Annotated in this window: 10 protein-coding genes; 6 read left to right on the forward strand and 4 right to left on the reverse strand. The window is 67.5% G+C overall.

The genetic code is table 11. From position 1 onward, the window contains the following. The coding region (locus tag IFR11_RS15810) for a hypothetical protein (RefSeq protein ID WP_191916816.1) at window positions 1-515 on the reverse strand (515 nt) is incomplete at its 3' end. Between the two features lie 234 nt (window positions 516-749). Beyond that, on the reverse strand, window positions 750-2,027 hold the full coding sequence (locus tag IFR11_RS15815; protein ID WP_191916817.1) for an exonuclease domain-containing protein: 1,278 nt from the start codon (window positions 2,025-2,027) through the stop codon (window positions 750-752). Between the two features lie 270 nt (window positions 2,028-2,297). Here IFR11_RS15815 and IFR11_RS15820 point away from each other — a divergent pair, with 270 nt between their 5' ends. The 4 genes from IFR11_RS15820 to IFR11_RS15835 all read left to right on the forward strand — a co-directional run bounded on the left by IFR11_RS15820 (window position 2,298) and on the right by IFR11_RS15835 (window position 4,882). Then, on the forward strand, window positions 2,298-3,023 hold the full coding sequence (locus tag IFR11_RS15820) for a response regulator (RefSeq protein ID WP_191916818.1): 726 nt from the start codon (window positions 2,298-2,300) through the stop codon (window positions 3,021-3,023). A gap of 11 nt (window positions 3,024-3,034) precedes the next feature. Beyond that, window positions 3,035-3,598, forward strand: coding sequence for a dihydrofolate reductase family protein (locus IFR11_RS15825; protein ID WP_191916819.1), 564 nt, complete (start codon window positions 3,035-3,037; stop codon window positions 3,596-3,598). A gap of 37 nt (window positions 3,599-3,635) precedes the next feature. Further along, a complete protein-coding gene (locus IFR11_RS15830; protein WP_342030316.1) occupies window positions 3,636-3,827 on the forward strand; it encodes a hypothetical protein in 192 nt (63 codons plus the stop codon). Window positions 3,828-3,979: 152 nt separating this feature from the next. Then, on the forward strand, window positions 3,980-4,882 hold the full coding sequence (locus tag IFR11_RS15835) for a hypothetical protein (protein WP_191916820.1): 903 nt from the start codon (window positions 3,980-3,982) through the stop codon (window positions 4,880-4,882). A 598-nt stretch (window positions 4,883-5,480) separates the two neighbouring features. Here the strand turns inward: IFR11_RS15835 and IFR11_RS15840 are convergent. Together IFR11_RS15840 and IFR11_RS15845 are read right to left on the reverse strand one after the other, a co-directional pair. Beyond that, a complete protein-coding gene (locus tag IFR11_RS15840) occupies window positions 5,481-6,668 on the reverse strand; it encodes an MFS transporter (RefSeq protein ID WP_191916821.1) in 1,188 nt (395 codons plus the stop codon). Then, entirely contained in the window at window positions 6,665-7,504 is an 840-nt protein-coding gene (locus IFR11_RS15845) for a MurR/RpiR family transcriptional regulator (protein WP_191916822.1), read from the reverse strand. Before IFR11_RS15845 ends, IFR11_RS15840 begins: the two co-directional genes overlap by 4 nt. 141 nt (window positions 7,505-7,645) lie before the next feature. Between IFR11_RS15845 and IFR11_RS15850 the strand changes: the two genes are divergently transcribed. After that, window positions 7,646-8,281 carry a tripartite tricarboxylate transporter TctB family protein gene (locus IFR11_RS15850; RefSeq protein ID WP_206755312.1) on the forward strand — a complete coding sequence of 212 codons (636 nt, stop codon included), beginning with the start codon at window positions 7,646-7,648 and terminating at the stop codon, window positions 8,279-8,281. Between the two features lies 1 nt (window position 8,282). Beyond that, window positions 8,283-9,764, forward strand: a 1,482-nt coding sequence (locus tag IFR11_RS15855; protein ID WP_191916824.1) for a tripartite tricarboxylate transporter permease, incomplete at its 3' end; no start/stop codon positions are given.

The raw sequence follows: 9,764 nt of genomic DNA on the forward strand, positions 1-9,764 counted from the left end.
TCGATGGCGGGAGGGAACACTCCCCACTGCCGCCACTCATCGGCGTGCGGGGTGACGTGCTCGTTCAGTCCCGCGATCAGTTCGGGCGAGAGGTGGAAGGGGATGCCGAAGTGCTTCGCGATCACCCACGCCTGGAAGGCGCGGTAGGTCGCGAGGTGCGCGAAGCCTTCCGCGGCCGGGTAGTCGCCGTAGGTGAACCGGAAGGTCTCCGCGGTGAGGCCCGAACGCACGGCGGCTGCGGCGGCATCGTTGAGAGAGTCGTAGGACGCGATCGGGTCATCGCCGAGAAGGTCGGCGTCGGCGAAGGGGTCACCGTCGGCGGCCGCGTGACCGGCGATCACGTCGGGAACCCAAGCCTCGTCATATGCGTGACGCCCGAGGACGCCCAGCAGCGTCGGCGACTCGAGCTGGCTCCACTCTGCCGGCACAGGGGCGGTGAAGTCGGCGGGGTCGATCTGATCGATGACCTCGCGCAGCGCGGCATCGGCGTGGAGGAAGAGCTCGGCGGGTGTCATGGCGATGACGGTACTCCGGGGTGGTGGCGCGGACCAGACCTCGACGGGTGCTTCTTCGGGCTCATCTTGCCCCTGTCGACCCGGCTGTCCCCGAGCGGCAGAGCGTGCTGGACGCGAGCACAGACCTGCCTAAGATCGGCGATCGGGTTGGATCCTCGATCGTCATCGCGGTCGGGGCGAGACTTCCGCGGTCCATCCGCGCATCCCTGGTGAGCCGCCGATCGAGCGGTACAGTCACGAGCACGAGCACGAGCACGAGCACGAGCCCTCAGTCGACGGCGTTGGCACCGCAATCCCCGCGCGCTCCCAGGCGCGGCGTGCGCCGCGCTTAAGCCGTTCGTTGCAGTGCACGCCGCACACGTGGCGCTCACGATGGATCCAGTGCGCCTTCGCAGAAACAGACGTGCCACACCACACACACGGCTCGTTTCCCTTCGCGGTACCCGTTGGATGCGCCAGGGCCGCTCGATACCAGGCCCAAAATCCATCGACGGAAGGACCCCGCCCGGCTTGTGTGACCACCCAGTCAGGGACCTTCGTGCGTCCTCCACCTGCGGCCATCTTGGCCCGCAACTCCTCTTCGCCGATCGACATCCGCGTCACAAATGCGTCTTCGGTGATGATCTCGAGCTGCTGCCCGCCCTCGACCTGCCGGAACGCCTTCTCGAGCTTCGAGGTAAACGGGGTTCCCGGGCGAAAAGTGCGGTCGTCGAAGTCGCCAGTGACCAGGATCGTGGTTTTGCGCGTGACGCCGTCTTGCCAGGCACCGCCCTGCTCAACGACCAGTTCGCGCGCGCGACTGCGCACCATGTGTTTCAACGCCCCAGTGAAACACACGACTTCGCCAGCGAAGCCCGTTCCCACAATGGGATCGCCCTCGGTAGTCAGCGCCGCGAAGAGATGGTCGTCACGTTCCGACCAGGTCGTCGTTGACGGAACTGCGAGCACATTCGACAGCTCGTAGACGGAGGTCACGGACGCGGCCGCCGCAAGCGCGATCAACACGAGCGCAGATGCGCGAGCGTCAGCGAGTGGATCGTGATGATCGAACGACGGCACGCCGAGATGAGCGGCAACCCAGGGCAATGAGTATGACGGCAGGTGCAGCGCTGCGCGGGCAAGGCGCAAGGTGCAGGCGACATCGAGCGCAGGCCAGTCGATATCGAACGCGCCGCATGTATTTAGCAGGACCGAGGTGTCGAATGCCGCGTTGTGTCCGACGACGAGGTCCTCGCCGATGAACTCCTCCAACCTGGGGTACAGCTCGGGCCACTGAGGTGCGTGTGCGACGTCAGCGAAGGTGATGCCATGGACGCGGATATTTCCGGGCGAGAACTCGTCGTATCCTTCCGGGGGCCTGATAAGTGAATGGAACTCATCGACGACCTGCCCGTTTCGAACACGCACTGCGCCTATCGCACAGGCCGACGCTCGTGAGCTATTCGCAGTCTCGAAGTCGAACGCGACGAAATCTATCCCCACCACATGCCCCCAATTGGCGCCAACCGTCACCCTCTGTCCATGCGAAGAGGCGGACAACTGTGCCCATAGGGCCGTGCCTCCCGCACAGTCGTCAGTATCGGAGTTGTAACGCGCCATCTCCTACCGAACACTCCGGTATCTCGTCAACATCACCCTCGACGGCAGTGTGCATCACGAGGTCGACTCGCCATCCCACTCCGGACGGAGCCGAGCAGATAAACCCGATGACGGTCGGCGACCGGTACCGCAAACCCTTCTTGAGCAGTCATGTGACCACTCAGCTTCGTTACCATCGGGAAGGTGTCGGATACGTTGCTGGCGGTTGTGGTCTCGAGTGCGTCTTCTTTGCTCGCCGCCCTCGCGTGGCCGGTCATCATCCTCCTGCTCATCATCCGGTTCCATCGCCCGCTTACAGAGTTTGCGCGACCGATTGCGAAGAGCGTGCAGGAGCGCATCGAAAGCGGGGGCGGTGGCGAAGCATCGATCGGCTTTGCGGGCCTGTCCTTGAGCGGAAGAATTGACGCGGCATCCGAATCGGTCGCGAAAGCCACGGCGCAGCCGGGCGTGGCGGGCGGACTTGTGACGACCACCGAGGTCCGTCAGACGTTGATGACAGCCATTCCAAACGACACGGCGGCCGCGAAAGTTGAAGGATCTGCGATTCTCTGGGTCGACGACAACCCTCGAAACAACACGTTCGTTGTCGATGCGTTCCGCAAGCTTGGCGTCGCTGTAACGTTAGTCATCAGTACTCGGCAGGCCCTCGACCTGCTCGAGATCAATTCATTCGACGCGGTTGTGTCCGACATGGGCCGCCAAGAGTCAGGCCACTATCACGCGCGTGCGGGATACGAGTTGCTTTCTCAGTTGAGGCAACTTGATGTGGGCGTCCCCTTCTTCATATATGCCGGTTCCAACCTTCCCGAGCACAACGACGAAGCGAAGAGAAGAGGAGCTCAAGGGTCGACAAACAGACCGGCCGAACTCATCACTCTTGTGACTTCCGCCTTGGCCAAAGTGTCTTAGAGAACCCCACCATGCCCCAACCCCTCCGCTACGGCATCAACACCACCCTCGACGGCTGCGTCCACCACGAAGCCGGCCTCCCGCCCGACGCCGAATCCATGGCGTTCTGGACCGGCGAACTCCGCCGCTCCGAGTCCTTGCTCTACGGCCGCGTCACCTACGAGATGATGCAGGCCGCGTGGCGCCGGCCCTCGTCGGGGGAGTGGCCCGAGTGGATGGATGCCGACGACGTGCCGTTCGCCACGGTCATCGACGCGATGCCCAAGCGCGTGGCATCCACGACTCTCGACGCCGTCGACTGGAACGCCGATCTGCTCCACGGCGACCTCGCCGACGCCGTTCGCCGTCTGAAGGAGCAGCCCGGGCGGGGAATCTCGCTCGGCGGCGTGCAGCTTCCGGCGGCGCTCGCCGCGGCGGGGCTCATCGACGAGTACACCTTCGTCGTGCACCCGGTGGTCGCCGGGCGCGGGCCACGCCTGCTCGATGGCATCCGGGATCAGTTGCGGCTCGAGCTCGTCGCGCGACGGGAGTTCCGCTCGGGTGCCAGCGTTCAGCGTTATCGTCCGGTTCTCTAGACCGCCGGACGATGGGTCGGACGCCGGGGAGGTGCTGGTGACCGCCGAGTTCCGGCCGAACGGGGTGCTCACCGGGATGGCCCCGTCGCTCGGGGTCACTCCGGGGCCGGCGGGACAGACGGTCACCGTCACCGCTCTCGCCGGACTTCTGTTCGCGCTGACCGTCGACCTCCTGCTGCCCCGCCTCGATCGCCGCTCGATTCATCCGGGTGAAGTTTCGCTCAAATAACATGTTTACATGAGCATTTTCATACGCTCTTCCTGCGGTCTTCGCTCTCCCGCCGCCCATGCGGTCGGACTCGTCGCGCTCTCCCCGGCCGCAGTGAGGTGGAAATAATGAGAATGTCTTCCGCTCGTCCTTGGGCCACGCTTCTACGACCCGTGACCATCGCGGCGATCGCGTGCTGCGTCGTCGCGTCCTCCGTCTCGCCCGCGTCCGCGAGTTCGGCCGTAGACACGTCCGACCCCGCGGATGTCGCCGCTCTTGTGGCCAAGGCCGCACCCGACGAGGCGCGTCCGGTCGACACCGCCGCGGCCGACGGAGCGTTCCAGACGTCCGTCGCAGGAGCAGACGCCTCCATCCCGGTCGACCCGAAGAGCCCCATCGAGATCAGCACGAACGTCGGCGGGCGCGAACTTTCCGCCAGCATCTCGCTGCCAGATGGACTAAGTCTTACTGCCGGCGCTGCCGCTGCCGACGGAACGGTGGTCTTCGCGAGCGAGAACGACGCGACCGTCGCCGTGCAGACTCTGGAATCAGGGGACACCCGCATCCAGACCGTGATTCCCCACGAGGGGGCGCGGCACGACACGGAATTCGGCATGGACGGCTTCCGAGCCATCATCGACTCGTCCGGCAACGCGGGCTTCATCGAGGACGGGCGCGCGGGGGCGTTCATTCCCGTCGACGCCCCGTGGGCGACCGATGCGAGAGGAGCAGCGGTGTCCACGTACTACGAGGTGCGTGGGGACAAGCTTGCCCAAGTCGTCGTTCCCGCCGCTTCGACGGCATATCCCATCGTCGCCGACCCTACCTGGGGATGGAGGAACGCCACGTGGGGTGTCACTCTGAGCCGATCCGAGACCGCGAACATCAAGGACTACACCGGTGCTTCCGCGTTCTGCGCCGCCCTCGTGAGGAATCAACGCCTGACTCTGGCCTGTGGCTTATGGTCGGGCTACCTGCAGGTTCAGGCTGCGACCGCGAACAACCTCCGACCCAAAGGCTGCTTGCACATCGTGGTCGCCCCGCTCCCCGGCGCCATTTCACACACGTCCTGCTGAACCGTGCACGAGATCCTCGAGATCCTCAGAGTCCCTGTCGTCATAACGATGCTCTCGATCATTTCTGGGGTATGTACAGGGCTGGCCGCCGAGTCGGGAAGTTCGCGTGCACTGTGGTGCTCCGCAAGCGCCGTGTGCCTCACCGGACTCAGTCTCGCGTCCCTCGCCCCCGACGTGACTCTCGCCCCGTCAGGTGTCGTTCTGGGTTTCGCTGTGACCGCGATCGTCAGACGTCGCCATCGGCGACGGCCGGTGCCGGGTGGAGACGGCGAAAAGTGACGTAGGGAGCATCCCGCACCACGCGGGGTGCTCCCTGTCCCTGTTCCGCATGTCGGTGATCTACCGCCTCAGCTGACCGGCGAAGTTCTCACGAATCGGGACGGGATTCTTCGCGGCTCCCTCCCCGATACGGATCAGCCCCATCACGCGGGCCCATCGCGCCTGCACGTCAGCGACCACGGTTCTGAACCGCGTGCGAGAGGTCACCGCATCCCTTGTCTCGATTCGGCCGATTCGAACTCCCAACTGCTCGACGGTGACCTCGGCGACGCCGTCCGCAGACTGCAGCGAAACAGGGCCGTCTCGTAGCGTCCGCCCGCTACTCCGGCGTCTCGCCGTCGCGATCACTCGTCCGCGAGGTCGCGACGATGGCCACCCCCACGGCGAGTACGGCCGCGTTCGACCAGAAGATCGCCACGAGTCCGAGGGGCCCGGCGACGAGGCCCACGCTCACCGGGATCAGCACCTGCAGCACGCGGTTGGCGGTCAGGCGCAGGCCGAGGGCGGCGCCGTGCACCGCGGGCGGGGTGATGGCGGTCGTCCAGGCCATCGTCAGGGGCTGGGGGAGGCCGAGGGCGATGCCGAGCGCGATCATCACGGGGATCGCGCCCCACTGGTTCGCGAAGGGCAGGGCGACGAGACTCGCGACGCCCAGGAGCATCGCCACGACGAGCAGAGTGCGGCGGCCGAATCGCGCGACGATGCGGGCGAGGCCGAGGCGGCTCACGACCGAGACGATGGCGCGGAGAGCGAGCAGCAGACCGACGGTGACCGGGGCGATGCCCTTCTCGACCGCCCACAGCGGCACGAAGGTGTAGAGCAGGTCGACCGTCACGAGCACGGCGCCGCTGACCGCGAGGGCCCGCCACAACTCGGGGGCTTTCATCACCGCCGAGAGCGGAACGCGCGGGGCCTTCGCGGCGGTGGTGCGGCGGTGCGTGTCGCCGCGGCGCAGGAAGAGGATCAGCGGTAGAGCAAGCACCGTGAAGGCGAGGCAGACGGCGAAGCCCGCGGTCGTGTCGGGCTGATCGCCCGCGGCGAGGGTCGCGGCGATGGTCACGGCCGGGGGACCGATCAGCTGACCGATGGATGCCGCCGCGCTGAGGGTGCCGAAGCCGCTGTCCATCGAGCCCCCGCGGCTCGCGTGCGCGACGAAGGTCTGCTGGCCGATCATCACGCAGAGGTGGCCCAGGCCGATCGTGAGGGTCGCGGCGAACAGCAGCAGCACGGTCGACGGCAGGGCGAGCACGACGATCGCGCCGGCCGAGGCGATGAGAAGGCCGGCGAAGGCGACGGTGCTCCCACCGAAGCGGTCGCAGATCTGGCCCGCGGGAAGCGCCGCGACGATCGTCGGAACGGCGAAGGATGCCGCGAGCGCGGCGAGCAGCAGCGGATCCCCGCCCAGCTCGAGCGCCCGGTAGCCGACCATCAGCCGCACGCCGACCCACGAAGCCTGCGACAGCGCCGCCTGGGTGCTGAGCGCAGCCCGCCAGGCGGGGCCCGTCACGGTCGGAGGGGGATCTCGTCGGTGCCGCCGAGCATGCGGGTGAGGCCGTCGATGTCTTCGCGGACGGCGTGGTACCGCTCGGAGTCGAGGTGGTAGACCGCGAGCTGGAGCGCGTAGCAGAGGGCCATCGGTACGAAGAGGGTGCGGTACTCGCTGTCGGCGCTGCGGAGGGCCGCGATCAGGTGGTCGGGAGCGGGCCGGAACTGCGCGCCCGGCACGTCGGTGATCAGCAGGCTGCGTCCGCGTCGGCGCTGCGCCTCGGCGATGAGGGCGGGGAGCATGCGCGGGGTCTCGCGCAGCGCGAAGCCGATCAGGATGCTGGTGGAGTCGAACGGCACGAAGCGCTCGGCGAGGTCTTTCGCCTGGGGCGAGAGGGTGACCACGACCATCCCCAGCCGGCGGAATCGGCGGGCGAGCAGTTCTTGCAGCGAGCGGGCATCGCCGTTGGCGAAGATGTAGACGACGCCGGCGCCGGCGATGTCGCGGGCGGCGGCGTCGATCGCCGACTGGGGGACGAACTCCGACAGGCGTTCGAGGCCGGCTCGCTCGTCGGCGACGAAGGATGCCAGGTCGGCCCCGGACTCCTGCCGCATCGGGGCACCCGAGAGCGCGGGGTTCACCTCGTCGGCGCGCAGGTCGCGGCGCAGGTCGGGATACCCGCGATAGCCCAGCTTCTGCGCGAGGCGCACCACGGTCGACTCGTGCGTGCCGGCCTGGGCAGCCACGTCGGCCGCCGTCGTCGACGACGTCGCAGCGCTCAGCAGCACTGTCATGACCTTCTGCTCCGTAGCGCTCAGGGCGGCGGTGTTGCGAGTCGCGACGGCGCGAAAGCTCATGTTCTCTCCTTCGAGGGCACGACGCCGATCGAGCGGGTCGGTTGTTGACAAGTCTGGACCATCCTGCAATCCTGTGCAAGTGCGCAAGTTATGTTGAACGCCTTGCACACACACCTAGCACGGAAACCCGCAGAGAGGCGGATGACGATGGCGTCTGATGTGGTGGAGACCTCGTCCTCGACGAGGGCGCGGCAGTACCTGGAATGGTCTGTCGTGGCGATCGGTGCCGTCGCCGGCATCGCGGTCATGGTGTCGGGCTTCGGCTACGGCCTGACGAACGTGACTGGGGTCGGCGCGGGATTCTTCCCGGTCGTCGCGGGCGCCACGATCGCGCTCGGCGCTGTCCTCTGGGCGCTCCAGCTGCTCGGTGCGGCTGCCGCGCAGCGCCGGGAAGTCGGCCGGTCGGACACACGCACCCCCTTTGAGGGCAACCGCGTCGACCCGCCCACCGACACGGCGATCGGCGTGCTCGTCGTCGACGGGATCGACGAGGAAGACGACGACATCGCCCTTCCCGACCGTCGCGGAGTGCTGCGCGTCGCCATCGTGGCGGGGGCGCTCGTGCTCTCCGCGATCCTGCTTCCGGTGCTCGGCTACCTCTTCACCATGACGCTGCTGCTCTTCAGCGTGATGACCCTCGTGAGCGCTCGCCGCTGGTGGGTCGCCCTTCTCATCGCCGTCGGTGTCGCCGTCATCAGCCGGTTCGTCTTCGCCGACCTGCTCGGCACCGCCCTCCCGCACTCGAGCATCACCGTGCTCCGCATGATCGGCCTCTGACATGGAATTCGGCGCTCTCTTCCAAGGACTCCTCACCGTCCTCACCCCCGAGAACCTGCTCTTCGCCCTTCTCGGCTGCGTGCTCGGCATGCTCGTCGGCGTGCTGCCCGGCTTCGGGCCCGCCGCAGCCGTGTCGCTGCTCATCCCGGTGACCTTCGGGCTCTCGCCCACGACGGCGATCATCATGCTCGCCGCCATCCTCTACGGCGCGGCCTTCGGCGGCACGATCACCGCCGTCCTGCTGCGGATCCCCGGCGAAGCCTCGTCGGTGGCGACGACCCTCGACGGGTACGAGCTCGCCAAGCGCGGGCGCGGCGGCCCGGCCCTGGTGATCGCGGCGGTGGGGTCGTTCATCGGCGGGCTGGTCGGTGTCGTCGGGTTCGTGCTCGTCGCCCCCTTCGCGCGGATCGCGCTGGAGTTCGGCGCCCCCGAGCTGTTCCTCGTGTCGTTCCTCGGGCTGCTGCTCATCACGAGCTTCGCGGGCAGCAACCCCGCCAAGGCGCTCATCAGCGCCGGCGTGGGCCTCGCGATCGCCACGGTGGGCCTCGACCCGGGAGTCGGCATCGTGCGCTTCGGATTCGACATGCCGCAGCTGTTCGACGGCATCGGCCTGGTCGCGATCGTGATGGGCGCCTTCGGGCTCAGCGAGATCCTCGCCCAGGCCCAGCGTGGACCCGGCGGCATCGCCAAGCCCCTCTCGATCGGACGGCTCTACCCCACCCGCGACGACTTCCGGCGCTCGTGGAAGCCCTTCTTCCGCGGCTCGATCATCGGCTTCTTCATGGGTCTGCTCCCCGGCTCTCCCGGAGCCGCGACGTCGCTGGCCTCGTACGCCGCCGAGAAGCGCTTCTCGAAGAAGCACCGCTCGGAGTTCGGCCGCGGCGCCATGGAGGGCGTCGCCGGGCCCGAGTCCGCCAACAACGCCCTCGCGGTGTCGTCGATGATCCCGCTGTTCACCCTCGGCATCCCGACGTCGGCCACGGTCGCGATCATGGCGGGGGCGTTCACCGTCAACGGCCTCATCCCCGGGCCGCTCCTGTTCCGCGACAACCCCGAGGTCGCCTGGGCCATCATCGCCAGCTTCCTGGTGGGCAACGTCATCCTGCTCATCCTCAACGTGCCCCTTGTGCGCGTCTGGATCGCGGTCCTGCGCCTGCCTTTCGCCTACCTGATGGCCGCGATCCTCGCGTTCATGTTCCTCGGCACCTACTCGATCAACGGCAGCACCTTCGAGATCTTCGTCATGGTCGCCGCGGGCGTGATCGGCTACGTCTTCCACCTGCTGCGCGTGCCGCTGACGCCGCTCGTGCTCGCGATCATCCTCGGCCCGATGCTCGAGGAGAACTTCCAGCGCTCGCTCGCCCTGTCGCGCGGTGACTGGGGAGTGTTCACGAGCAGCCCGATCGCCACCGGCCTGCTCCTCATCTGCGCCCTCGCCGTCGCGCTCGGAGCGAGCCGCCCCGCCCTCGCCGCCTTCGTGCGG

The sequence above is a fragment of the Microbacterium sp. CFBP 8801 genome, from assembly GCF_014839455.1.
Taxonomy (GTDB): Bacteria; Actinomycetota; Actinomycetes; order Actinomycetales; family Microbacteriaceae; genus Microbacterium.